Annotated in this window: 26 protein-coding genes and 2 tRNA genes; 21 read left to right on the top strand and 7 right to left on the bottom strand. The window is 45.6% G+C overall.

Annotated elements, in window-relative coordinates:
- Positions 1-85: 85 nt before the first annotated feature.
- Positions 86-2,044: a ligand-gated channel protein gene (locus R7Z77_RS21660; protein WP_053306783.1), complete on the bottom strand. Its 1,959-nt coding sequence runs from the start codon at positions 2,042-2,044 to the stop codon at positions 86-88.
- 140 nt (positions 2,045-2,184) lie between these two features.
- On the opposite strand from R7Z77_RS21660, the gene R7Z77_RS21665 reads away from it, so the two are divergent.
- Positions 2,185-3,078, top strand: coding sequence for a LysR family transcriptional regulator (locus tag R7Z77_RS21665; RefSeq protein ID WP_017633561.1), 894 nt, complete (start codon positions 2,185-2,187; stop codon positions 3,076-3,078).
- Positions 3,079-3,169: 91 nt separating this feature from the next.
- Here the strand turns inward: R7Z77_RS21665 and tkt are convergent, their stop codons facing one another.
- Positions 3,170-5,164 carry a transketolase gene (gene tkt / locus R7Z77_RS21670; RefSeq protein WP_064377335.1) on the bottom strand — a complete coding sequence of 665 codons (1,995 nt, stop codon included), beginning with the start codon at positions 5,162-5,164 and terminating at the stop codon, positions 3,170-3,172.
- Between the two features lie 315 nt (positions 5,165-5,479).
- Here tkt and metK point away from each other — a divergent pair, with 315 nt between their 5' ends.
- The 8 genes from metK to ruvX all read left to right on the top strand — a co-directional run bounded on the left by metK (position 5,480) and on the right by ruvX (position 12,207).
- Positions 5,480-6,634 (top strand): methionine adenosyltransferase, encoded by a 1,155-nt coding sequence (metK, locus tag R7Z77_RS21675; RefSeq protein ID WP_005381027.1) that lies wholly within the window; start codon positions 5,480-5,482, stop codon positions 6,632-6,634.
- A 402-nt stretch (positions 6,635-7,036) separates the two neighbouring features.
- Positions 7,037-7,834: a DUF2189 domain-containing protein gene (locus tag R7Z77_RS21680; protein WP_213890096.1), complete on the top strand. Its 798-nt coding sequence runs from the start codon at positions 7,037-7,039 to the stop codon at positions 7,832-7,834.
- Between the two features lie 68 nt (positions 7,835-7,902).
- Positions 7,903-8,400, top strand: a complete 498-nt coding sequence (locus R7Z77_RS21685; protein ID WP_064377331.1) for a SprT family zinc-dependent metalloprotease — start codon at positions 7,903-7,905, stop codon at positions 8,398-8,400.
- A 150-nt stretch (positions 8,401-8,550) separates the two neighbouring features.
- Positions 8,551-9,246 (top strand): deoxyribonuclease I, encoded by a 696-nt coding sequence (endA, locus tag R7Z77_RS21690; RefSeq protein WP_025768831.1) that lies wholly within the window; start codon positions 8,551-8,553, stop codon positions 9,244-9,246.
- A 113-nt stretch (positions 9,247-9,359) separates the two neighbouring features.
- A complete protein-coding gene (rsmE, locus tag R7Z77_RS21695) occupies positions 9,360-10,091 on the top strand; it encodes a 16S rRNA (uracil(1498)-N(3))-methyltransferase (protein ID WP_025768830.1) in 732 nt (243 codons plus the stop codon).
- A gap of 13 nt (positions 10,092-10,104) precedes the next feature.
- Positions 10,105-11,055: a glutathione synthase gene (gshB, locus tag R7Z77_RS21700; protein WP_005381021.1), complete on the top strand. Its 951-nt coding sequence runs from the start codon at positions 10,105-10,107 to the stop codon at positions 11,053-11,055.
- 127 nt (positions 11,056-11,182) lie between these two features.
- Positions 11,183-11,746, top strand: a complete 564-nt coding sequence (locus tag R7Z77_RS21705; RefSeq protein WP_005381020.1) for a YqgE/AlgH family protein — start codon at positions 11,183-11,185, stop codon at positions 11,744-11,746.
- A gap of 35 nt (positions 11,747-11,781) precedes the next feature.
- The gene (ruvX, locus tag R7Z77_RS21710) at positions 11,782-12,207 is read left to right on the top strand and encodes a Holliday junction resolvase RuvX (protein WP_005381017.1); all 426 of its coding nucleotides are present in this window, start codon (positions 11,782-11,784) and stop codon (positions 12,205-12,207) included.
- Positions 12,208-12,268: 61 nt separating this feature from the next.
- Here the strand turns inward: ruvX and R7Z77_RS21715 are convergent, their stop codons facing one another.
- Both R7Z77_RS21715 and R7Z77_RS21720 read right to left on the bottom strand, forming a co-directional pair.
- A complete protein-coding gene (locus tag R7Z77_RS21715; protein WP_005381016.1) occupies positions 12,269-13,375 on the bottom strand; it encodes a PilT/PilU family type 4a pilus ATPase in 1,107 nt (368 codons plus the stop codon).
- A gap of 30 nt (positions 13,376-13,405) precedes the next feature.
- Positions 13,406-14,446, bottom strand: a complete 1,041-nt coding sequence (locus R7Z77_RS21720) for a type IV pilus twitching motility protein PilT (RefSeq protein ID WP_064377329.1) — start codon at positions 14,444-14,446, stop codon at positions 13,406-13,408.
- Between the two features lie 28 nt (positions 14,447-14,474).
- Here R7Z77_RS21720 and R7Z77_RS21725 point away from each other — a divergent pair, with 28 nt between their 5' ends.
- From R7Z77_RS21725 to hemW, 7 genes are all read left to right on the top strand, one after another.
- On the top strand, positions 14,475-15,176 hold the full coding sequence (locus R7Z77_RS21725) for a YggS family pyridoxal phosphate-dependent enzyme (RefSeq protein WP_005384521.1): 702 nt from the start codon (positions 14,475-14,477) through the stop codon (positions 15,174-15,176).
- A 159-nt stretch (positions 15,177-15,335) separates the two neighbouring features.
- A complete protein-coding gene (proC, locus tag R7Z77_RS21730; protein WP_005381013.1) occupies positions 15,336-16,154 on the top strand; it encodes a pyrroline-5-carboxylate reductase in 819 nt (272 codons plus the stop codon).
- A gap of 52 nt (positions 16,155-16,206) precedes the next feature.
- On the top strand, positions 16,207-16,764 hold the full coding sequence (locus R7Z77_RS21735) for a YggT family protein (RefSeq protein ID WP_213890100.1): 558 nt from the start codon (positions 16,207-16,209) through the stop codon (positions 16,762-16,764).
- Positions 16,764-17,054 (top strand): DUF167 family protein YggU, encoded by a 291-nt coding sequence (gene yggU / locus R7Z77_RS21740; RefSeq protein WP_005393980.1) that lies wholly within the window; start codon positions 16,764-16,766, stop codon positions 17,052-17,054. The genes R7Z77_RS21735 and yggU overlap by 1 nt, the downstream gene beginning before the upstream one ends.
- A 127-nt stretch (positions 17,055-17,181) precedes the next feature.
- Positions 17,182-17,613, top strand: a complete 432-nt coding sequence (locus R7Z77_RS21745) for a DUF4426 domain-containing protein (protein ID WP_005381010.1) — start codon at positions 17,182-17,184, stop codon at positions 17,611-17,613.
- A gap of 118 nt (positions 17,614-17,731) precedes the next feature.
- On the top strand, positions 17,732-18,334 hold the full coding sequence (locus R7Z77_RS21750) for an XTP/dITP diphosphatase (protein WP_005381009.1): 603 nt from the start codon (positions 17,732-17,734) through the stop codon (positions 18,332-18,334).
- Between the two features lie 18 nt (positions 18,335-18,352).
- A complete protein-coding gene (gene hemW, locus R7Z77_RS21755) occupies positions 18,353-19,531 on the top strand; it encodes a radical SAM family heme chaperone HemW (protein WP_054577161.1) in 1,179 nt (392 codons plus the stop codon).
- A gap of 90 nt (positions 19,532-19,621) precedes the next feature.
- On the opposite strand, the gene glsB is transcribed toward hemW, so the two are convergent.
- The 3 genes from glsB to trmB all read right to left on the bottom strand — a co-directional run bounded on the left by glsB (position 19,622) and on the right by trmB (position 22,406).
- Complete coding sequence (gene glsB, locus R7Z77_RS21760; protein ID WP_005381007.1) at positions 19,622-20,542, bottom strand: glutaminase B; 921 nt, start codon at positions 20,540-20,542, stop codon at positions 19,622-19,624.
- Positions 20,543-20,640: 98 nt separating this feature from the next.
- Positions 20,641-21,669: a TRM11 family SAM-dependent methyltransferase gene (locus R7Z77_RS21765; RefSeq protein ID WP_005384509.1), complete on the bottom strand. Its 1,029-nt coding sequence runs from the start codon at positions 21,667-21,669 to the stop codon at positions 20,641-20,643.
- Between the two features lie 17 nt (positions 21,670-21,686).
- On the bottom strand, positions 21,687-22,406 hold the full coding sequence (trmB, locus tag R7Z77_RS21770) for a tRNA (guanosine(46)-N7)-methyltransferase TrmB (protein ID WP_005384506.1): 720 nt from the start codon (positions 22,404-22,406) through the stop codon (positions 21,687-21,689).
- A gap of 203 nt (positions 22,407-22,609) precedes the next feature.
- On the opposite strand from trmB, the gene mutY reads away from it, so the two are divergent.
- The 5 genes from mutY to R7Z77_RS21795 all read left to right on the top strand — a co-directional run bounded on the left by mutY (position 22,610) and on the right by R7Z77_RS21795 (position 25,509).
- A complete protein-coding gene (gene mutY, locus R7Z77_RS21775) occupies positions 22,610-23,686 on the top strand; it encodes an A/G-specific adenine glycosylase (RefSeq protein ID WP_017635575.1) in 1,077 nt (358 codons plus the stop codon).
- A 19-nt stretch (positions 23,687-23,705) separates the two neighbouring features.
- Positions 23,706-23,978, top strand: coding sequence for an oxidative damage protection protein (locus R7Z77_RS21780; RefSeq protein WP_005381002.1), 273 nt, complete (start codon positions 23,706-23,708; stop codon positions 23,976-23,978).
- Between the two features lie 77 nt (positions 23,979-24,055).
- Entirely contained in the window at positions 24,056-25,195 is a 1,140-nt protein-coding gene (mltC, locus tag R7Z77_RS21785) for a membrane-bound lytic murein transglycosylase MltC (RefSeq protein ID WP_005381001.1), read from the top strand.
- 100 nt (positions 25,196-25,295) lie between these two features.
- A tRNA-Phe gene (locus tag R7Z77_RS21790) sits at positions 25,296-25,371 on the top strand.
- 66 nt (positions 25,372-25,437) lie between these two features.
- Positions 25,438-25,509 (top strand) — tRNA-Thr (locus tag R7Z77_RS21795).

Here is a 25,509-nt window from a genome sequence, read left to right on the forward strand (position 1 = left end):
TTTAAAATACAAAACGCCCGATGAAGTACATCGAGCGTTTTAGTTAAAAAGTGTCAACCCATATCAGGACGGGTCAGATAGATAATTAAAATGCGACGTCTAAACCTAACCAGTAGCGACGACCATCTTCAATATATCCATATTCTTCGTAACTGATTTCCTCGTCCAGCAAGTTATAGATAGCGCCTTTAATACGAGTATTGTCGGTTAACTGGTATGTCACACCGGCGTCCACAAAGGTATAAGCTGGTTCTACAATACTGTTTCTTGATGGGCCAGTAACCGGATCCATTTCTTTACCTCGGTACGTGACTTTCGCCCAGCTCTCTAGATCTGTTGTCGTTTGCCAAGTCACATCCACATTAAACAGATGCTTTGGTAACTGCTGCAGCGGCATGCCTTTGTATTCACCTGTTTTTTGCTCTGAGTCGGTAAATGTGTAGCTCGAGCTAAGGTAAATGGTTTCCGTTAACGGCGATGCTAAGGTCGCTTCAATACCTTGTGTGACGGCTTCATCCACGTTAATACGGTACGTTGGATCTGCGCCCCATTGGTTTGGACCATCAGTACAGATAGTGTCTGGACAAACAACACGTGTGATCTTGTCTTTGAATTCGTTATGGAACGCTGTCAAAGAGACATCTAAGCCAGAATCACCTTGATACAAGACGCTGATTTCTTTGTTTAGCGACGTTTCAGGGTCAAGATCTGGGTTACCGTAGATATTACCGCCACCACTGACTTGCGCCCAGCCAGGAGTAATTTCACGTAATTGTGGAGAACGGAAACCTGTTGCCACACCGCCTTTCACCGTCCAAGACGGATCAACTCGCCATACACCGTAAACACGCGGACTAAAATGCGCGCCATAGTTTTCGTCATGATCTAGACGGCCGCCAAGCGTAACGCTAAACGGATCAGCAATTCTCCATTCATCTTCAATGAAAACAGCCCACTGCGTATTCGATGTTTCAGTCTTCGATGACGCTTTGTTGGAGGTGAAATCCTCAAGCTCTGCATGAGTAGCGTCCACACCCGTCGTCAACGTATGGTTTCCAATACCAGTCACCAAGCTCGATTTGAACGTGGTGTTGGTGATCGTCATCTCACGAGATTTGTTCTCGCTCTCTTCTCGCTGTAAGTAAGTATCTGAAATTCCCACCGAATCCCAATCACCGTTGTGGCTTACCGTTACGTAATTACGACGATATTCATTCAGTGAATCTTCACACCCACCACGACACCCTGTGGTCGGCACTGAAAGGCCCACATTGCCACGACGACTTTGTGCCGAAGTGCCGCCCTCTAATTGCACCGAGTGGCGATCATTAATCTGGTAAGTCAGTTTTGAAGAGATACTCTGCATATCTTTATCTTCATAACCGTATTCGATGTCATCTTCTTCTCTGGTTGTGTACTGACCATATACTTGGAGAGATAAATTTTCAGCCAACGGACCATTAACGAAAAAGTTCGCGCTCTGCTCTCCCCCTGAGCGACTATTCTCTTGTAGTACCGTGCCCAGTTGAACATTACCCGTCCACTCTAGCGCATCTTTTCGTGTGATGACGTTAATCACACCACCAATCGCATCAGAACCGTAAAGCGTCGACATTGGGCCACGAATAACTTCGATTCGCTCAATCGCTTGAAGAGGAGGTAACCAACCTTGTTCGATACCAGGGCCGTCACTATTTGGACGAGTTTCACGCGTACTTTGACGTTTACCATCGACCAGTATCAAAGTGTATTTAGAACCCATACCACGGATACTAATGTCGGTGGTATCACCACCACCTGTCACGACAACACCTGGCACACTTTTTAGTGCATCAGTCACATCGCGGTAATAACGGGAGTCCAACTCCTCACGTGAAATCACACTAATACTTGCAGGCGCGTCCGCTTGAGATTGCTCATAACTTGATGCAGTTACAACCACTGTTTCCATTTTAGAAACTGCATCATTGGCAAAAACATGAGGGACACTGACGAAGGCTAAAATACCAGTTGCGGTAATAACTGGCAGTCTAAGAGTAGACATCTACATCTCCATAATTGATAATGATTATTATTTTCGAAAGTGAATTATTCACAAATAGAATGAGATGCATAGTGAGAGTTATGGAACGGTTCTTTCCATTTATGGAACTCGTACATAACGCAGTAAGGAGTAAAAGAAATATGCACGACTTAGCATCAATTAGAGCCTTTGATGCGCTCAATCAGCATAAAAGTTTGACAGCCGCTGCTAAAGCCCTTAATCAGCCAAAATCAACGCTAAGTCGTCGCTTGGCACAATTAGAAGAAGACTTCGGTCAGGCTCTAACCGCCAGACAAGGTAATCGATTAGTTCTGACAAGAGCTGGAGAAATCTTTGCCCACTACAGCCGCCAGATTCTTGAGTTAAGCGAAGAGAGTTATGATGCACTGCAAGGTTTAACGAACCAAGTTTCAGGGCCACTGCATATTGTTTGTCATACTGCCTTAGTTAGAAGCTGGCTCGGCGGCGTACTCAATCGTTTTCTTGCTGATAATCCCGATGTTAGAGTTCAACTTACCAGTGACTTTTCTGAGGCGCATCATGACCCAGATTTGTTCATCTGGCTCGGTGAACGTAAAGAGCTAGACTGGCGAAAAGAAGTGCTGGGGGTATTTCGCTATACGCCTTTTGCCTCTCCAAATTATCTAAAACAACATGGGCCTATACCGCACCCCAAAGAACTTGAAGCACATCCATGGATCGATTTTGGTTCAGTGCAAGAAAATGGATTGATGCTAGCACACCCTCAACACGGTGAGTTCTTTTTAGAACCCTTTGTTAGTCGCTTATACAGCGACAACATAGCAATGCAAATAGATAGTATCGCGAATGGTCATGGTATTGGACTGCTGCCGACTTGGACAGCATGCGGCTATGAGAAACATCACCCAGGGCGAATCACACCTTGCTTAGAAGGTTGGCTTTCTGAGCCTATTTCCATTAACTGCTATACACCAGCAGGACGACCACCACTGCGCTTATCCGTACTTTTAGACTGCATTCACCAAAGCATTCCACAAGGTTGGAAAACCTGACAAAAATAAAAAGGCCATCATAATGATGGCCTTTCTAACTTTAGCGTTTAACAATCGTCGTTTACGTTCGACTGTTTAGACGGTCCTGCAATTACGCTAGCAATTCTTTAGCTGTGTTCACTACGTTTTCAGTCGTGAAGCCAAACATCTCGAATAGCTGACCAGCAGGTGCTGATTCACCGAATGTTGTCATACCGATGATGCGACCGTCGAAGCCTACGTACTTGTACCAGAAATCCGCAATGCCTGCTTCAATAGCGATACGTGCCGTTACGTCTGATGGCAGTACAGATTCACGGTAAGCAGCGTCTTGTTTGTCGAATGCGTCTGTTGATGGCATTGAAACAACGCGTACTTTCTTGCCTTCTGAAGTTAGTTGCTCAGCGGCTTTCACTGCAAGCTCAACCTCAGAACCTGTTGCGATAAGGATTAGCTCAGGCTTACCTTCGCTATCTTTCAGGATGTAAGCACCTTTCGCGATGTCTGCGACTTGTTCAGCAGTACGCTCTTGTTGCGCTAGGTTTTGACGAGAGAAGATAAGTGCAGTTGGTGCATCTTTACGTTCAATCGCTAGTTTCCATGCAACTGCAGACTCAACTTGGTCACATGGGCGCCATGTGCTCATGTTTGGAGTTACACGTAGAGACGCCATTTGCTCAACAGGTTGGTGAGTTGGGCCATCTTCGCCAAGACCGATCGAATCATGCGTGTAAACTTGGATGTTCTGAATTTTCATCAGCGCAGCCATACGCATTGCGTTACGAGCGTATTCCATGAACATTAGGAATGTTGCGCCGTAAGGAACGAAACCACCGTGCAATGCGATACCGTTGATGATAGCAGTCATACCGAATTCGCGTACACCGTAGTGGATGTAGTTGCCAGAGAAGTCCTCCGTTTCTAGAGACTTAGAACCAGACCACATGGTCAGGTTAGAAGGCGCTAGGTCAGCAGAACCACCCATAAACTCAGGAAGCATTTGACCAAACGCTTCTAGTGCATTTTGCGATGCTTTACGTGATGCAATGTTCGCTGGGTTTGCTTGAAGATCGGCAATGATTTGGTTCGCTTTTTCTTCCCACTGTGCAGGAAGTTCGCCGTTTAGACGTCGTTTAAGCTCTGCCGCTTCAGCAGGGTAAGCTGCAGCGTATGCCTCGAATTTTTCATTCCAAGCTGCTTCTTTCGCGGCGCCCGCTTCTTTTGCATCCCACTCAGCGTAAACATCTGCCGGGATCTCAAATGGGCCGTACTCCCAACCTAGGTATTCACGAGCCGCTTGGATCTCATCGTGACCTAGTGGTGCACCGTGACAGTCGTGCGAACCAGACTTGTTAGGAGAACCGAAACCGATAATTGTTTTGGTACAGATAAGCGTAGGACGTGGGTCCGCTTTTGCTGCTTCAATTGCTGCGTTGATCGCGTCTGAGTCGTGACCATCGACTGCTGGGATTACATGCCAGCCGTACGCTTCAAAACGCTTAGGTGTATCGTCAGAGAACCAGCCTTCAACGTGACCGTCGATAGAAATGCCGTTGTCATCCCAAAACGCGATCAGTTTGCCTAGACCTAACGTCCCAGCAAGAGAGCATGCTTCATGCGAGATGCCTTCCATTAGACAGCCGTCACCCATGAACACATACGTAAAGTGGTCAACGATATCGTGACCTTCTTTGTTGAACTGTGCCGCTAGTGCTTTCTCTGCGATCGCCATACCAACAGCGTTAGTGATGCCTTGACCTAGAGGACCCGTTGTTGTCTCGATACCAGGCGCGTAGCCGTACTCTGGGTGACCTGGGGTTTTTGAGTGCAATTGACGGAAGTGTTTCAGATCGTCAATAGATAGCTCGTAACCGCTTAAGTGCAGTAGAGAGTAAATAAGCATTGACCCATGACCGTTTGACAGCACAAAGCGATCGCGGTCGGCCCACTCTGGGTTTGAAGGGTTATGGTTTAGGTGAGAGCGCCAAAGAACTTCAGCGATATCAGCCATACCCATTGGTGCGCCTGGGTGGCCTGAGTTAGCTTGTTGAACACCATCCATGCTTAGAGCACGAATTGCATTGGCAAGATGTTTACGAGACGACATGTCTGCTCCTGAGTACATTAAGCGAAACGAAAAGTAGGTCATAATTCTCTCAAAGCCCTGTTGGGTGTGCAAACGTTTTCCAGTCCAAAACCTCACAAATATTGCACCTTTCGCGCCAAATCGTTCGAAGTTCTTAAAATTATCAATAAATCAGGCAAACGTTTGGTTGTAACAAAAACCAAAAAAGAGCTTGTAATTCGAGCAATCAAATTTAGAATAGACGTCTAGATGTAGATACACCTACAAAAATTAGTATTAATTTGCGCTGGAGAGTTTATCATTCCCCAGTTTTAAACCAGATATAGTGGAGCTAACATGGCTAAGCACCTGTTTACTTCTGAGTCAGTATCAGAAGGTCATCCAGATAAAATTGCAGACCAGATTTCTGATGCGGTTCTTGACGCGATTCTAGAGCAAGATCCAAAGGCTCGTGTTGCATGTGAGACTTACGTTAAAACCGGTATGGTAATGGTGGGTGGTGAAATCACGACTTCAGCATGGGTAGACATCGAAGAGTTAACTCGTGAAACCGTTCGTGAAATCGGCTACGTACATTCAGATATGGGCTTTGACGCAGATTCTTGTGCGGTACTAAACACAATCGGTAAACAGTCGCCAGATATCAACCAAGGTGTTGATAAAGCTGACCCTAAAGAACAAGGTGCAGGCGACCAAGGCATCATGTTTGGTTACGCTTGTAACGAAACTGAAGTACTAATGCCAGCGCCAATTACTTACTCTCACCGTCTTGTTCAAAAGCAAGCAGAAGTTCGTAAAAACGGCACACTACCTTGGTTGCGTCCTGATGCAAAATCTCAGGTAACATTCCAATACGATCAAGGTAACATCGTTGGTATCGACGCGGTTGTTCTTTCAACTCAACACTGTGACTCAATCTCAACTTCAGACCTGCGTGAAGCGGTAATGGAAGAGATCATTAAGCCAGTGCTACCTTCTGAGTGGATCAACAAAGAAACAAACTTCTTCATTAATCCAACCGGTCGCTTCGTAATCGGTGGTCCTATGGGTGACTGTGGTCTAACTGGTCGTAAGATCATCGTAGATACCTACGGCGGCGCAGCTCGTCACGGTGGCGGTGCGTTTTCTGGTAAAGATCCATCAAAAGTTGACCGTAGTGCAGCATACGCAGCACGCTACGTAGCGAAAAACATCGTAGCGGCAGGCATGGCTGACCGTTGTGAGATCCAACTTTCTTACGCAATCGGTGTTGCTGATCCAACGTCTATCATGGTGGAAACGTTCGGTACTGAGAAAGTATCTCACGACATCATCATTGAAGCGGTTCGTCAATTCTTCGACCTACGTCCATACGGTCTACAAGAAATGCTTAACCTTCTTCAACCTATCTACAAGAAGACAGCGGCTTACGGTCACTTCGGTCGTGAAGAATTCCCGTGGGAAGCAACAGACAAAGCTGCACTTCTACGCGATTTCGCTGGCATCAAATAATCAAGCCATGCAAGAATCAATCAAGCCCTCGCCTATGGTGGGGGCTTTTTATTTTCAGCAACTTTTATCTAGTCATTTCGACTCATACCGCCCTGCGCCACAAAGCAGTCCTGTTTCTCCCTCATTTTTATACCGAATAAATTTTAAGCAATTATTTGTAAATTATCCCATCTCCGCCAATAGTTAAAATATTGTTAATTCCAATTTAAATAGAGACGTCGGATGCTGGCGACTGTGGAAGCAACACTTAAGTAAAGACATGAGTCAGGCATCTTTATGGCCGATACCAAACTAAGCCAATGCTCAGATGTAAACTTGAAAAAGTCGCTTCAAGTTTGACTGAACAAAAACCGCTGTCAGTTGGTATAAGCGGATAATGTGGGAATAAATCAAGGAGGAGTTATGCCTCGAACTGTTAATCCATCGGACTTCCACAACAAGCGAAAGGAAGTGCCAGACAACGAATACGCCAGAACCATACCGTGCAATACGGTCAATCTTTCTGCACCTTTTCATTGGCTAGCATTAGGTCTGCATGATTTCGTGCGAATGCCACTTATTAGTGCTTTCTATGGCATCTGTTTTATGGCAGCTGCGATAGGCATTGTTTTGCTCGTACAGTGGCAAGGCACACACTTGGTCGTCATGCCCAGTTTGATTGTTTACATGTTAATCGGTCCGTTTCTCGCGCTGGGCTTGTATGATGCCAGTTGGGAGAGAGAGCGCGGACACAAAGCAAGCTTGTTCCATTCAATGAAAGCGATCGGTCGTAACTCAACATCTCAATGGGCGTTCGCCGTGTTACTCGCAGTGTGTATGATATTTTGGATGCGCATTGCCGCTCTACTTCATGCGCTCTACCCTTCTGTTCAAGGGGCACCTTTAAGTGAGTTCCTACCCTTCCTTGTCATCGGCTCTTTAGTTGGCTTTGTTTTGGCTTGTGTGGTGTTTAGCATTTCAGCCTTTTCTATTCCGCTCATGATGGAGCGTCGCGTAGACATGATGACCGCTGTATTTACCAGCTTTAATGCCGTGAAATCCAACATTCCAGCAATGATTGTTTGGGCAGCGGTCATCTGTGGCGGTATTCTTATCGGCTTTGCGACCTACGGGATCGGAATGTTGTTTACCATGCCAGTTCTAGGCTACGGTACATGGCACGCTTACCATGCCACCATCAAGAAAAAACACACACCATAATTAACTGATGCTATGATCTGGCCCTCGCAAATGCGGGGGCTTTTTTATTTGATTTATCGAGGTGAATTGTGGATATAGAACTCAGCTATAAAGCCAAGCAAGTGATGGCGGACTGTATCGCGATGGCGGAACAAGCTTTCAAACGTTCTTTCCCGATTCCAACAATCACCTTCGACGTTCGTGGGAAAGCGGCAGGAAAAGCCTACCTTCAATTAAATCAAGTACGCCTAAACTCTGTTTTATTTCGCGAAAACACCCAAGCATTCTTAGATGAAGTCATTCCTCATGAAGTAGCACACCTGATTACTTATCAGGTTTACGGGCGAGTTAGGCCTCACGGCAAAGAATGGAAAGGCGTCATGGAAGCCGTATTTAACGTACCAGCCAAAACCACTCACAGCTTTGAAGTAAAATCCGTTCAAGGTAAAACCTTTGAGTATCGTTGTGGTTGTATGACCTACCCTCTATCGATTCGCCGTCATAATAAAGTGCTGCGCAAAGAGGCGACGTACTCTTGTCAAAAATGCCGCCAACCACTTAACTTCACCGGTATTCAATTATCGTAGCCCTTACCTCATAGTGTTACTTGCGTTCCCAAAATAAAGATCGATTTGATCAAAACCTTCCCTTCGCCAACTATTGTTAACTTACTCATCACTAAAGCTATTTTATGCGTGTTATCATGAATAAAGTCATACTTTATAAAGACTTTTATCATGAAATACTTATTCTCTCTGTTGCTTATCGCGCTTTCTAGCACTGCGATTGCCGCGCCACCGAGCTCATTCTCTGCAGCCAAACGTGAGGCGGTCAAAATTTATCAAGACCATCCAACAAGCTTCTACTGTGGCTGTAACATTCAATGGCAAGGCAAGAAAGGCTTACCCGATTTAGCCTCTTGCGGCTACCAAGTCCGTAAACAAGAAAAACGGGCTGCACGAATCGAATGGGAGCATGTGGTTCCTGCGTGGCAATTTGGCCACCAGCGTCAATGCTGGCAAGATGGCGGACGTAAAAACTGTAAGAAAAAAGACAAAACTTTTCGTTTGATGGAAGCAGACTTGCACAACCTAACTCCTGCTATTGGTGAAGTAAACGGTGACCGTTCGAACTACAACTTCAGCCAATGGAACGGTATGGATGGCGTGAGTTATGGTCGCTGTGAGATGCAAGTGAACTTTAAGCAGCGTAAAGTCATGCCACCAGACCGTGCGCGTGGCTCAATTGCTCGTACCTATCTATACATGAGCAAAGAGTACGGTTTCAAACTGTCGAAGCAGCAAACGCAATTAATGAGTGCTTGGAACAAAACCTATCCTGTCGATAAATGGGAATGTGAGCGTGACGAGCGCATTGCAAAAGTACAGGGCAATCACAACCCATTTGTTCAAGAAGCCTGCCGCGCACTGTAACCTCCGACCTCGAAGCGTTTCAATTACTGATATTGAAACGCTTCTTGCCCCTTGTTTTTTCGGTGCAAAGCATCCATGTTAGGGTTTAAGTTTATTCTCTTGCTGGAAATCTCATGCGTACCCCTCGAATTTATCATCCAGAAACCATTCATCAACTTGGCTCACTTGCTTTAAGTGACGACGCAGCAGGCCATATCGGTCGTGTTTTGCGCATGAAAGAAGGCCAAGACGTTCTCCTTTTTGACGGCAGTGGCGCAGAGTTCCCAGCGGTTATCAGTGAAGTCAGCAAAAAATCAGTTTTGGTTAACATCACCGAGCGCGTAGAAAACAGTATTGAATCCCCTTTAGATCTGCACCTTGGTCAAGTCATTTCACGTGGCGATAAGATGGAGTTCACCATCCAAAAGTCTGTTGAACTTGGCGTCAATACCATCACTCCTCTGATTTCTGAACGTTGTGGTGTCAAGCTTGACCAAAAGCGTTTTGAGAAAAAACTCGCGCAATGGCAGAAAATCGCCATCAGTGCCTGTGAGCAATGTGGGCGTAATGTCGTGCCCGAAATTCGTCCAATTATGAGCTTGGAAGAGTGGTGTAAAGAAGAGTACGATGGTTTAAAGCTTAACCTTCACCCTCGTGCTAAATACTCAATCAACACTTTGCCAACCCCGGTTGAAAAAGTGCGCCTACTGATCGGTCCTGAAGGCGGTTTATCGTCTGAAGAAATCGAGATGACTCGAGAATACCAATTTGAAGAAACGCTACTCGGCCCTCGCGTTCTGCGTACCGAAACAGCGGCTCTGACAGCAATTACAGCCTTACAAGTTCGTTTCGGCGATCTTGGTTAAACGGAGAAAAATAATGATCAAACTCGGTATCGTAATGGACCCAATCTCGTCCATTAACATCAAAAAAGACTCTAGCTTTGCCATGATGCTTGAAGCGCAACGACGCGGCTATGAAATCCACTACATGGAAATGAATGATCTGCATCTCGATCAAGGCGTTGCCATTGCAGATACTAAAGTGGTAGAACTAAAAGAAGATCCAAACGGTTGGTACGAGTTCAAATCAGAGCAAACTATCGAACTGTCTGAGCTAGACGCGGTGCTAATGCGTAAAGATCCTCCGTTTGATACTGAATACATCTACGCGACTTACATCCTTGAGCGTGCAGAAGAACAGGGTGCACTGATCGTTAACAAGCCTCAAAGCTTACGTGATTGTAACGAAAAGCTGTTTACAGCATGGTTCCCAGAGCTGACACCTACAACGATCGTGACGCGAAAAGCAGAAAAAATTAAAGAATTTCGTGAAAAACATGGTGATGTCATCCTGAAACCGCTTGATGGTATGGGTGGCGCGTCCATCTTCCGTGTAAAAGAAAACGATCCAAACGTCTCTGTAATCATCGAGACATTGACTAACCACGGTCAAAACTACGCAATGGCACAAACCTTCGTGCCAGACATCAGCAACGGTGACAAACGTATCCTAGTGGTAGATGGCGAACCTATGCCTTACTGTCTAGCACGCATTCCTGCTAAAGGCGAAACGCGCGGCAACCTAGCCGCTGGTGGTACTGGTGAAGCTCGTCCGCTAAGCGAAACCGACCTCAAAATTGCGCAAACCGTTGCTCCGACACTGAAAGAAAAAGGCCTTATCTTTGTTGGCCTTGACGTAATTGGCGACAAGCTAACAGAAATCAACGTCACCAGCCCAACCTGTATTCGCGAAATTGAAGCAGCTTTTGATATCTCAATCACAGGCAAGCTGATGGATGCGATTGAGCGTCGAGTAAAAGGCGAATAACTCAAACTGTATTACAGTTAATAGAGAGCGTAGTACATTAACTTAAGCAAACTCATGCACATACCTAGATGTAAATTGTATGATGTTTGCTTAAGGGCATTTACGAGAGTTAAGGGTCAGTATGAGTATGAATCTCACAAATCACTTTTTGGTTGCCATGCCTGGGATGAAAGATCCGTACTTTCAAAACAGCGTGATCTACGTTTGTGAGCACAACGAAGACGGCGCTATGGGGCTGATGATCAATGCTCCTGTTGATATCACCGTCGGCAACATGCTCAAGCAGGTGGAAGTTCAGCCAGTACACCCGCGCCTATTTGAAGCCAGTCTAGATAGACCAGTTTATAATGGCGGCCCAATCTCGGAAGATCGTGGCTTTATTTTGCATAAACCCAAAGATTACTACGAGTCCAGCGTCCAAATGACCGATGACCTCGCGGTAACCACTTCGCGTGATATTCTGTCGGTGTTAGGAACAGAAGCAGAACCAAGTGATTACTTAGTGGCACTTGGCTACTCCGGTTGGAGTGCAGGCCAATTAGAAAGTGAGCTGGTCGAAAACTCTTGGCTCACCATTGAAGCGACGCCTGAAATTATCTTTAATACACCAATCAACGAGCGTTGGAAGAAAGCGGTCGAAAAGCTGGGTATCGACCCAAGTCACCTTTCAGCAGACTCTGGACATGCTTAGTCCAAATATACAGTTACATTAGATAGAGACACCTTATGTCACGCACAATTATGGCTTTTGACTTTGGAACCAAAAGCATTGGTAGCGCTATTGGCCAAGAAATTACTGGTACAGCTTCCCCATTAAAAGCCTTTAAAGCCAATGACGGTATTCCAAACTGGGACGATATCGAAAAGCAAATCAAAGAGTGGCAACCAGATTTGCTAGTGGTCGGTTTACCGACCGATCTGCATGGTAAAGACCTTGAGACCATAACCCCTCGTGCACGAAAATTTGCTAAGCGTCTGCAAGGCCGATACGGATTGCCTGTTGAGCTGCATGATGAGCGTTTATCTACTGCAGAAGCTCGTGCGGAGTTGTTCAGCATGGGCGGCTACAAAGCCCTATCGAAAGGTAATGTTGACTGCCAGTCAGCGGTGGTGATTCTAGAAAGCTGGTTTGAAGCCCTTTGGGGTGAGTAAACACTTCAAGCACAATGAAAAAAGGTTGGCTTCTGCCAACCTTTTTTGTTTCTGGATTGGATTAATCCATATCGATCTTAACGTTTGCCAAACTGCCCGTAGAGAATGCTTCACCACGCTGCGTTTTCAACATCAGGCGCAGATCATTCGCTGAGTCGGCACTATGTAGTGCATCCTCTTCGCTGATCTTACCTTGCATCACTAACTTATAAAGAGATTGATCGAACGTCAGCATACCAAACTCATTTGAGCGAGCCATGGTTGACTTCAACTCATGTAAATCTCCGCGACGAATCAAATCCGACACACGTGGGCTATTTAGCAAGATCTCAAATACACCATGACGTCCCTGCCCATTTTTATCTCGGATCAGCTGCTGACCAACCACGCCTTTTAGGTTCATCGACAAATCGAACAAGAATTGTTCTTTTTGATCTTTCGGTACCAAGTGAAGAATGCGCTCTAAAGCTTGGTTTGCATTGTTGGCGTGCAACGTTGCCATACACAGGTGACCCGTTTCGGCGAAGGTCATCGCGTATTCCATTGTTTCACGGCTACGGATCTCACCAATCAAAATCATATCTGGTGCTTGGCGCAGCGAGTTTTTAAGCGCAACTTCATAGCTTTCCGTATCTAACCCAACTTCACGTTGAGTCACGATACAGCGCTTGTGTTCATGCACGAACTCGATCGGATCTTCGACCGTCAAAATGTGCCCGGTTTTATTGCTGTTTCGATAGCCTGTCATCGCCGCCATGGTGGTCGATTTACCCGATCCAGTAGCACCGACCACCAGCACCAAACCACGCTTAGCTATCGCCAAATCTTGCAACACTAACGGTAACTTTAACTGCTCAAAAGTAGGAATATTAGTTTCAATACGACGAATCACTGCGCCTGGTAACTCGCGTTGAAAAAAGGCACTCACACGGAAGCGGCCACAATCTCTCACAATGGCAAAATTCGACTCGCGACTTTTACGAAATTCCTGACGCCGATCTGGTTCCATAGCGCTGTCGAGTAATGCAGCCACATCACTCTCGGTGAGTTTTTCCCCTTGCGGACGCAATTCGCCATCCACACGAAATAGAATTGGCGCTCCAACCGTGATGTAAAGATCCGACGCTTTCAGCGCCAACATGCCTTCGAGAAATTTATCTAGATCCATCTTCCGTATTCACCATTATCTGTATGAACGTTACGAGAATTGCTGCACTTCTAATCCGATCTTACTATCGACCTCTTCACGAGCAACCATGCCTTGCGCCATTAACTGACGAGCATTTTGCTCCATGGTTTGCATGCCGTGAGCCGCACCTGTTTGAATGACCGAATACATCTGCGCGACTTTGTCTTCGCGGATCAAGTTGCGAATCGCAGGCGTTGCCATCATAATTTCATGGCATGCAATACGGCCACCACCATTACGCTTCAGAAGCTTTTGCGCGATAACCGAACGAAGGGACTCAGATAGCATCGAGCGAACCATATCTTTATCACTACCAGGAAACACATCGATAATACGGTCAATGGTTTTTGCCGCCGAGCTGGTATGTAACGTGCCGAACACTAAGTGCCCCGTTTCCGCCGCCGTTAACGCAAGGCTGATGGTTTCTTTGTCACGCATCTCACCAACCAGAATGACATCCGGGTCTTCACGCAATGCGCTGCGCAGTGCGTTTTGGAAACTATGGGTGTCACGGTGAACTTCACGCTGGTTGATCAAACATTTATTGTTGTTGTGAACAAATTCAATCGGATCTTCAATTGTGAGTACGTGCTTGTTGTGATTACGGTTAATGTAGTCAACAATGGCTGCTAAGGTCGTCGATTTACCTGAACCTGTTGGGCCAGTGACCAGAACTAAGCCTTTTTCAGCGTTCGCAATTTTTTTGAAGATCTCTGGCGCTTCTAGCTCTTCCAGAGTTGGAATGCTACTTGGAATGGTACGGAATACTGCCGCACAACCGCGAGATTGGTTGAAAGCGTTGACACGGAAACGGCCAACGTTATGCAACTCAAAAGAGAAATCGACTTCGAGTTTTTCTTCGAACTCACTGCGTTGGGCATCGTTCATGATTTCGAAAACCAAACGATGCACTTCTTGGTGTGTAAACGCTGGAATGCCTAGTTTTCTCACATCCCCATCAATACGAACCATTGGTGGGACACCTGCAGAAAGATGTAGATCCGAGGCATTATGTTTTACACTAAAATCCAGTAACTCAGTGATATCCATTTAAAATCCTTAAGTCTAAAGTACAGCTATGAGTAGTATTCAACAAAATATTGAACATATCACCTCTCAAATTCGATATGACGAGCAAAAATGTGGTCGAACTCCAGAGTCAGTGCAACTTCTAGCGGTAAGCAAAACTAAACCTGTCGAGGCAATTCTCGAAGCCTACCAAGCGGGACAAACCGCCTTTGGTGAAAACTACGTCCAAGAGGGCGTCAGTAAAGTTCAGCACTTTGCCGAGCATTATCCAGATAATCGAATCGAATGGCACTTCATTGGCCCGATTCAGTCGAATAAATCGCGACTTGTTGCCGAACATTTCGATTGGGTTCACACCATCGATCGAACCAAGATTGCTCAACGCCTGAATGATCAGCGTCCAAGCGAACTTAAACCGCTACAAGTTCTGATTCAGGTTAACACCAGTGGTGAGGCATCTAAGTCTGGTGTCACTGAAGCGGAAGTATTCGAGCTGGCGGAGTTGATTTCTCGCCTACCTAACCTCACTTTAAGAGGGTTGATGTCGATTCCTGCCAACGTGTCTGACTACGAATCACAACTCCGTGAATTTCAGAAGTTGGCTACGTTGAAGCAAACACTCGAAGCACAGTTCCCGGAAATCGATACATTATCAATGGGAATGAGTGGTGATATGACCGCTGCAATCGAAGCTGGTAGTACAATGGTTCGTATTGGAACCGCTATTTTCGGCGCACGAGACTACAGCTAAATCAACAAAACGCTCACTCGCGACATAAGTTATGTCGCCAATCGTTAGAGCGTAAATGCGCAATCATCTTACTCGCCAATAGGAGCAGTAAGTAACAGCGGCGCCATTATACACCTGAGCGCACAACAAATTCTAAATATCATGATGGAAATCAGACAAATGGAACATAAAAAAATCGCCTTCATTGGTGCTGGCAACATGGTGAGAGCCATTGTTTCCGGCTTGGTTGCTAACGGATACCCAGCGCAAAACATTACCGCGACGGCTCCTTCAGAGGCTCGCCGCCTTCTGCTAGAACAAGATTTTGGCATCCGTACCACCAGCGATAACATCCAAGCTGCGACCGAGGCGGATGTGGTGGTATTGTCTGTAAAACCGCAAATGATGGCGGATGTCTGTAAACCACTGCAATCGATCGATTTCACTAATAAACTGGTGATTTCTATTGCCGCAGGCATCAACTGTTCACGATTGGATGATATGCTAGCCACCAAATTGAACTTGGTTCGTGTTATGCCAAATACGCCATCACAACTTGGATTGGGTATGAGTGGGTTGTTCGCACCAACTCATGTAACCGAGCACGACAAAGCTTTTGCCGCAGAGTTAATGGAAGCGGTCGGTAAAGTATGTTGGGTTGAGCAAGAGTCTGGCATCAATAATGTGATTGCCGCAGCGGGCAGTGCTCCAGCATACTTCTTCCTGTTTATGGAAGCGATGCAAGCAGAAGCGATTGCGCAAGGCTTTGATAAAGAGACCGCTCGACTATTGGTTCAGCAAGCTGCACTGGGCGCGGCCAGTATGGTGGTTAGCAACCCAGAAACTGAGCTATCGACCCTGCGTGAGAACGTAACTTCGAAAGGTGGGACAACGGCAGAAGCACTGCGTACATTCAACGAACATCAACTTTCAGATATTGTCGCTAAAGCCATGCAAGCTGCTGTGGCTCGCGCGGAAGAAATGGAAAAACTGTTTTAATTATTTGGATGAACTCCGTTTAGTATCATCCATCACTTGTTAAGGGTACCTTATGAATTCAATGAGTTTTCTCATCTCAACCCTATTTGACCTGTACATCATGGTCGTAATTTTGCGAATTTGGTTGCAAGCTGCGCGCGCAGACTTCTACAACCCATTCTCGCAATTTATGGTAAAAGCGACTCAGCCGGTCATTGGTCCATTGCGCCGCGTTATCCCTTCCGTGGGGAATATTGACCTAGCAACCGTGTTGTTTGCCTACGTGTTGTGTGTGCTTAAATTTGTCGTGCTTATCCTAATAGCTTCGAACGGTTCCGTCTCTTTCAGTGCTGACTTCTTATTCTTGGGCTTATTATCATTAATCAAAGCCGCAGGTGGCCTATTGTTCTGGGTACTATTGATCCGTGCAATTTTGAGCTGGGTAAGCCAAGGCCGCAGCCCTATCGAGTACGTATTCCATCAACTGACCGAGCCAATGTGCGCTCCAATCCGTCGTATTCTTCCGGCTATTGGTGGTCTTGATTTAAGCGTACTGGTGTTATTTATCGGCTTGCAGTTCGCGAACTTCTTAATGGGCGATATCATTGGTCCAATTTGGTTCCAGCTATAATGTCAGCTGCAGTTTGGCAAGATGGTGAGGACATCATCCTGAAGCTCTATATTCAACCTAAAGCTAGCCGCGATAAAATCGTTGGCTTGCATGGTGAAGAGCTAAAAATCGCCATTACTGCTCCACCTGTCGATGGCAAAGCTAATGCACACCTAACTAAGTTCTTAGCCAAGCAGTTTAAAATCGCTAAGGGCTTGGTTCACATAGAAAAAGGTGAATTAGGACGGCACAAACAAATTCGGATAGAATCGCCTACCCAGATACCGACAGAAATTAAAGCCATCTTATGATGGCTTTTTATTTACGATTTTGTACCACACTTACTAATACCAACGACTGAGTACGCATTTTTTACCCCTGACCAAGGTAAAATTGCAGCTATGGTTGTTTTATAACAAGTGCTTTGAGGAAGTAACAATGAGCAAATGGATTACCGCATTACTGATTAGCCTGTTGTCGTTACCAAGCTTCGCCGATCAGTTTAAAAATATGAAAGATATCGAAGTACACTATGTCGCGTTTAACTCAACATTCCTAACACCCAAAGTCGCACGTAGCTACGATATCAAACGTAATGGATACCTCGCTGTGGTTAATATTAGCGTGTTAGATAGAGCTTCATTGGGTAAGCCAGCATTAGAAGCAAAAATTGCTGGACGCGCGAAGAACCTTATCGGCCAAACTCAGACCTTGACCTTTCGTGAAGTCAAAGAAGGCAATGCGATATACTATTTAGCCGAACTGCCAATTACCCACGAAGAAACTTTTACTTTCGATATTGACGTAAAAGCTGGAAACAAAGGCTCAGGTAAGCTTAAATTCACCCAGAAGTTTTATGTTGAAGAGTAATTGGGTTGTGATGTTCCAAAAGCTTTTGGATCTAAGCAGGCTAAAAACCACTTATTAGTTAAAGAATATCTAGAGGAGAACGATTTGTTCTCCTCTATCACTATTAAAAGAGATTCCCATGAAAAAAATTGTGCTAGCAACTGGTAACCAAGGCAAAGTTCGTGAAATGGCAGATTTGTTGTCTGACTTCGGCTTTGAAGTATTAGCGCAAAGTGAATTCAATGTATCGGAAGTAGCTGAAACGGGTACAACTTTCATTGAAAACGCAATCATTAAAGCTCGCCATGCCGCACAAGAAACAGGGCTTCCTGCGATTGCAGATGACTCTGGCTTAGAAGTCGATTTCTTAAAAGGCGCTCCGGGCATTTACTCTGCACGTTACGCAGGCGAGAGCGCATCTGATCAAGAGAATCTAGAAAAATTGCTAGCGGCAATGGAAGGCGTACCAGAAGCAGAGCGTACAGCACGTTTCCACTGTGTATTAGTCCTCATGCGTCACGAGAACGACCCAACGCCTATCGTCTGTCACGGTAAATGGGAAGGCCGAATTCTAACTGAAGCACACGGTGAAAATGGCTTTGGCTACGACCCAATCTTCTTTGTTCCTGAAGACAACTGTGCGTCAGCCGAACTTGAACCTGCACGTAAGAAACAACTGTCTCACCGCGGTAAAGCGCTCAAGTCGTTGTTTGCTCAACTGTCTGAGCAAGTGTCTCAGTAATCACGAGCGAATTAGACCATGTTAACGCCCCCAGCACTCAGCTTGTATGTACACATCCCGTGGTGTGTGCAAAAGTGCCCGTATTGCGACTTTAACTCTCACGCGCTCAAAACCGAGATTCCAGAAGAAGAGTACATCAGTGCCCTTTTAGAAGATTTGGATACCGACATTGAGAAATACCGACTTAACGAAGCGCCACGTCCACTGCATTCAATCTTCATTGGTGGTGGTACGCCGAGTTTGATTTCGGCAGAAGGTATCGAGCGTCTACTTAAGGGCATTGAAGCGCGTATTCCGTTCAAGCCTGAAATCGAAATTACCATGGAAGCGAACCCAGGCACCATCGAAGCAGAGCGTTTTGTTGGCTACCGTAAAGCCGGGGTAACGCGTATCTCTATCGGCGTGCAAAGCTTTGAGCAGCAGAAGCTTGAGCGTTTGGGGCGCATTCACGGCCAAGACGAAGCCGTCAATGCTGCTAAGCTGGCGCACCAAATCGGTTTGAACAGCTTTAACCTCGATCTCATGCACGGCTTACCTGATCAAAGCATCGAACAAGCCTTGGCAGATTTGGACAAAGCGATTGAGTTGGCACCGCCGCACTTGTCTTGGTATCAGCTGACCATCGAACCAAACACCATGTTTTACTACAAGCCACCAACGCTACCTGACGATGATGACTTGTGGGATATTTTCGAGCTCGGACACCAAAAACTTGCAGCTGCGGGTTATGTGCAGTATGAAATCTCCGGTTACAGTAAGCCGGGCTATCAGTGTCAGCACAACCTCAACTACTGGCGCTTTGGTGATTACCTTGGTATCGGTTGTGGCTCTCATGGCAAACTCAGTTTTACCGACGGACGTATTATTCGAACGACAAAGGTAAAACACCCGCGAGGCTATTTAGCGGCTTATCAAAATATGGTCAAACCTTATCTGCATACAGAACATGTCGTCCTGGATGAAGATCGTCCATTCGAGTTCTTTATGAACCGATTCCGCTTAATCGAAGCCTGTCCGAAGCAAGATTATGTAGACACTACGGGCTTACCGCTCAGTACGATTCAAGAAACCATCAACTGGGCGATAGAAATGGGCTACCTGAGTGAAACGCCTACCCACTGGCAAATTACTGAAAAAGGGAAGCTCTTCCTTAATGATTTGCTCGAAGCCTTTATGGCCGAAGAAAGCGAAGAGTAACGCAACCCCAAAACAAAAAAAGCCTCTCAATTGAGAGGCTTTTTATTTAGAAACTGTGCCGTCCTAAATAAGGTTGACACATTTCCAACATTAGAAAATTGAACGGCCAATTCGCTCTGAGAGCAGCTCAAGCGCCTTAGTACCCGCAAGCGAGTTACCTGAAGGATCAAGCTCTGGAGACCATACTGAAATGGTCATTTCACCAGGTACTACCGCGATAATGCCACCACCAACACCAGACTTACCAGGCATTCCAACGCGATAAGCAAACTCGCCCGCGCCATCATACAAGCCACACGTTGCTAACAGTGCATTAAGTTGTTTGGTTTGCACAGGAGAAACTACAGGCTTACCCGTTTGTACCGATGTGCCCTTGTTTGCTAAATAGCTAAACGTTTTAGCCAAATCGACGCAACTCATCTTCAGCGCACAAGCGTGGAAGTAGTTTTGTAGTACTGGAATCACTTCATTTTCGAAGTTGCCAAACGAACGCATGAGATATGCAATCGCCGCATTACGATCACCATGCATCATTTCGGATGCCGCAACGACTTTGTCATACACAATATGGGTATCACCAGAAAGCTGACGCACAAATTCCAACAGGCGCTGACGAGGTGCAGATAAGCGAGTTTGTAACAAATCTGCCACTACTATCGCTCCAGCATTTATAAATGGATTACGAGGAATACCTTGCTCCATTTCTAGCTGGATTAGCGAATTAAATGCCTGCCCCGAAGGCTCTTTTCCCACTCGAGACCAAATTTCTTCTTGCTTGTACAAGCACATCGCTAACGTCAAGCTCAATGCTTTTGAAATAGATTGGATAGAGAAAGGTTCATCGGCATCACCCGCCTTAATAACCTCACCTTCGTTGGTGTATACCGCAATACCTAACTTGTTGCTGGGTACTTTTGCCAGAGCAGGAATATAATCAGCCACTTTACCTTGGCCGATTAAAGGGCGTACTTCCGCCAAAATATCTGTCAAAATTTCCACTGTCGGTTTCATTCTCTACCTTCTATTTACAAGAGAACTCGTTGAGCTCAGAGGTAAAAAAAGCCAACGTGTCGTTGGCTTTTCCATAGGGTTCGTTCGACTCAAGTCGATTATGGTTTTACTGCCACAATAATATTGCGGTTGATAGATTGATCAACACGGTGAAGATAACCGATGTAAGGCTCTTCTGAAAGTACCTTCCAACCTTGCTCTTCAAATAATGCCGCGACATCTTTCCATTTCAATGTGAATTCATTGAAAGACAACACCACTGAACCTTGCTTTTTCAATACCACTTTCCATGCAGGCAGAGCCTCTTTTAAAAGCTCTAGTGGACTACGGTTCAGTTTGCTGTCCTTGGCATTTTTGCTGCCGTGCTGCACGCCATAAGGCAGATCAGACACCATCACATCAACTGAGTTCTTTTTCACGACTTGATCAGCGATACGAGTATCAGCCGAATACAGCTTCATAAACTGAAGATTGCCTTGGTTGTAATCTTCTTTATTTGCTGCAGCTTCAACCACGAAACCATCCGCCACTTTCTTGCCACCCGCAGTGCGCTTTTCTTTGCTCACTTTGTGCTTAAAGCGGCCATTCTTCATGAACTTAACAATAAAGGTCTGGATCTCTTGCACCCACTTGGCGTTGATCTCAACCCCTACCACGTTCAAACCGTGGATCAAGCCTTCAAATAAGGTTGTACCTTTACCACACATTGGATCCATTAAGGTCAGTTGTTCACTTCCCGTATTGGACGCACTAATGCCGATATTCACCATCAAACGGGTAAACTGCTCGTTTGTTTTCCCGGTGTAGCGCAAAATCTGGCTCATACTTTCCGGGAAAGTGTTAAATACGGGCGCTTGAACTGGTCGAAGTAAACCATCTTCGCGCACTTCAAATAGCGCATAGTAAATCGAAGAGGCTGCGATTCTTCGCGCCTGCTCATCGGTTAGCGCTTCCTGACAAGAAAACACCAACGCAGCAGGTAAGCCAACGTCTTTACTACCAATTTCTGTCACATCCACGCCTTGTGAAGCTAAAATTGCTTTTAGCTCAGAACAGGCAATGGTCATTGCGCTATCAAAGTAAATTCGGTTATGACCCGGATTCGCTAATATCGCGTAATGGTACATCCCATGAACTCCTCTGGTTACGCAATACGCTTATATTTGATATCCCAAACACCGTGACCAAGACGGTGACCACGAGCTTCAAACTTCGTTAGCGGGCGATCGTCTGGACGAGGAACGAAATCACCATCTTTAGCAATGTTTTCGAAACCAGGCGCTTGGTTCATCACTTCAATCATGTGCTCTGCGTAGTTTTCCCAGTCGGTCGCCATGTGGAAAATACCTTCATTAGGGATAAGCTTCTCACGCACCATTTCCGCAAAACCTAATTGAACAATACGACGCTTGTGGTGACGCTTCTTATGCCAAGGGTCTGGGAAGAACAATTGCAGTGTCGATAAGCTGCCATTTGGGATCATGTGTTCGAATACTTCTACCGCATCGTGACACATTACACGCAGGTTAGTAATTCCCGCTTCGCGAGCATCGGCAAGACAAGCACCCACGCCTGGGCTATGAACTTCGATACCGATGAAGTTTTTCTCTGGCGCGTTCTTTGCCATTTCAACCAATGAAGCACCCATACCAAAACCGATCTCAAGCACTACTGGGTTATCGTTGCCAAACACCTCTTTCCAATCGAGAAGTTCAGCTTTGAAGTCAATACCCATCGTAGGCCAGCATTCATTCATCGCGCTCTCTTGACCTTTAGTCAAACGCCCTTCACGGCGTACAAAGCTGCGGATTTTGCGGATCAGCTTTCCGTCTTCGTTGTATTCGTTAGTGGTTACTTCACTCATTGATTTTGCCTGCACATTGATTAATCAAAGCGGGGATTATCCAAAGAATTTACTTAGGTGCAAGTATTTGTTGAGCTCTTGGTCTATGGCAATCCAAAAGCAACGAAACACCTCTTTATATCCCTACTGTTTATCCGTTGTACTTCTTGCCCATTATGTGGTGCAATTTTGCACCTAACCAATAATAGAATACAGAGCAAGTCGTGACACCTTTCGCCAGTGCCATCCTAGAATGGTATGACGCATATGGAAGAAAAGATCTTCCGTGGCAACAAAATAAGACCGCATACAGTGTCTGGTTGTCTGAAATTATGCTTCAGCAAACTCAGGTCACTACGGTTATTCCGTATTACCAACGTTTCTTGGAGCGCTTTCCAACCGTAATCGATCTTGCCAATGCTGAGCAAGATGAAGTCCTACACCTTTGGACTGGCTTAGGGTATTACGCCCGAGCCCGTAACCTTCACAAAGCAGCACAAGAGGTCGCCTCTACATACAATGGTGAGTTTCCTCTTGATATAGAGAAAATGAACGCCCTACCGGGGATTGGTCGCTCTACTGCTGCCGCCATTTTATCGTCTGTGTATAAACAACCACACGCGATTCTTGATGGTAACGTGAAGCGCACCCTATCCCGCTGTTTCGCAGTTGCAGGATGGCCAGGACAAAAAAAGGTTGAAAACCAGCTGTGGGAAATTGCCGAAACGCATACCCCACAAACGGATGTAGATAAGTATAACCAGGCAATGATGGACATGGGCGCAATGGTCTGCACTCGCAGCAAACCCAAATGTAGCCTCTGCCCTGTTGCTGACCTGTGTGTGGCAAAACAACAAGGTAATGTGCTCGACTACCCGGGCAAAAAACCGAAGAAAGATAAACCAATCAAGCAAACTCGTTTCGTGATGCTTCACCACAACACCGAAAATGGTCATGAGGTGTGGTTGGAGCAAAGACCACAAACAGGCATTTGGGGTGGCTTATTCTGCTTCCCACAAACCGAACATGTGGATGCAGAAAGCGACATTGAATTGCTACTGGATCAACGCGGCATTCAAGCCAGCAATATCAAACAGAAGCAAACACTGATTACCTTTCGTCATACATTCAGCCATTACCACCTAGATATCACGCCAATTTTGATTGATTTATCAAAGCAACCGGACGTGATAATGGAAGGCAACAAAGGTCTTTGGTATAACTTATCTAAACCTGAAGAAGTCGGTTTAGCCGCGCCAGTAAAACTATTGCTGGAAACGCTACCCCACGAACTTCGTTAATTGAATACAAGGAGTCATTATGAGCCGCACTGTATTTTGTGCTCGACTAAAGAAAGAAGGCGAAGGTCTAGACTTTCAACTTTACCCTGGTGAACTAGGTAAACGCATTTTCGACAACATCTCGAAAGAAGCGTGGGCTCAGTGGCAACACAAACAAACCATGTTGATCAACGAGAAGAAACTCAACATGATGGATCCAGAACACCGCAAACTGATCGAAACAGAAATGGTAAATTTCCTCTTTGAAGGAAAAGACGTTCATATCGAAGGTTACACACCGCCGAGCGAATAAAGTCGCTTGAGTTAAACAATGACATCACAACCATTTGTGGTGTCATTTTTCTATTACCTTCAATAACTCTGATACTTATGAAAAAAATTGTCTTTATTGCTGCCGCACTTTTAATGGCAGGCTGTAGCCGTGAATTCGTCGAAAAGATTTATGACGTCAACTACGAGCCAACAAACCGTTTTGCCAATAACTTAGCTGAGCTACCAGGACAATTTGAAAAAGATACTGCGGCGCTAGATGCCTTAATCAATAGCTTTTCAGGCAATATTCAAAAGCGCTGGGGTAAAAAAGAAATCAAGTACGCAGGCAAGAGTAATTACGTTAAGTACATCGATAACTACCTTAGCCGCGCCGAGGTCGACTTTCGCAAAGGCGTGATCACGATAGAGACCGTATCACCGACCGAGCCCCAAAAACACCTAAAAGACGCGATTGTCACCACCTTATTAACACCAGACGATCCCGCTCACGTCGACTTATTCTCCTCTAAAGGTATCACGTTAGAGGGGCAACCATTCCTGTATAAACAAGTTGTCGACCAAGACAATAAGCCAATTCAATGGTCTTGGCGGGCAAACCGATTTGCGGAATACCTCATCGCAAATAAAATAAAAACCAAAAATGTAGATTTCAAGAAAGCGTATTACGTCGAAATTCCCATGGTTGAAGACCACTTTTCAACTCGCAGCTACCAATACGCCGATATCGTGCGTCGAGCTTCCAAGAAATACGACATTCCAGAAGACTTGATATACGCCATTATTAAAACCGAGAGCAGTTTCAACCCATACGCGGTAAGTTGGGCAAATGCATATGGCCTAATGCAAGTTGTACCTAAAACAGCGGGACGAGATGTGTTCAAACTCGTGAAAAAGCGCTCGGGCCAACCAAGCCCTGAATATTTGTTTAATCCAGAAAACAACATAGATACTGGTACTGCGTATTTCTATATCTTAAAAAATCGTTATTTAAGAGAAGTCCGCCACCCTACCTCTCTCGAGTACAGCATGATTTCAGCTTACAATGGCGGTACTGGAGGAGTTTTAAACACATTTCATCGCAGTGATCGCAAACGCGCAATGCAAGATCTTAATTCATTGCAACCCAACCAAGTTTATTGGGCGTTAACCAAGAAACACCCGAACGCAGAAGCGCGTCGCTACCTAGAAAAAGTTACAAATTTCAAAAAGGAATTTAACTCGAAGCAAACTTTGTAGTGACAGTTGAATAAAAAGCGTTCGAACAACCACTTTTTTGAAATTATTTAAAAAAAGTGGTTGACGCAACGCGGGAAAATCCGTTTAATAGCGCTCCGTTGCCCGGATAGCTCAGTCGGTAGAGCAGAGGATTGAAAATCCTCGTGTCGGTGGTTCGATTCCGCCTCCGGGCACCACAATTTGATTTGTTGGTGTCTTAACGAAATGTTATAACACGGACAAAAGCACAAAGAATAAAGTGTGCCGACTTAGCTCAGTAGGTAGAGCAACTGACTTGTAATCAGTAGGTCACCAGTTCGATTCCGGTAGTCGGC

The organism is Vibrio sp. 1401 (assembly GCF_033340295.1).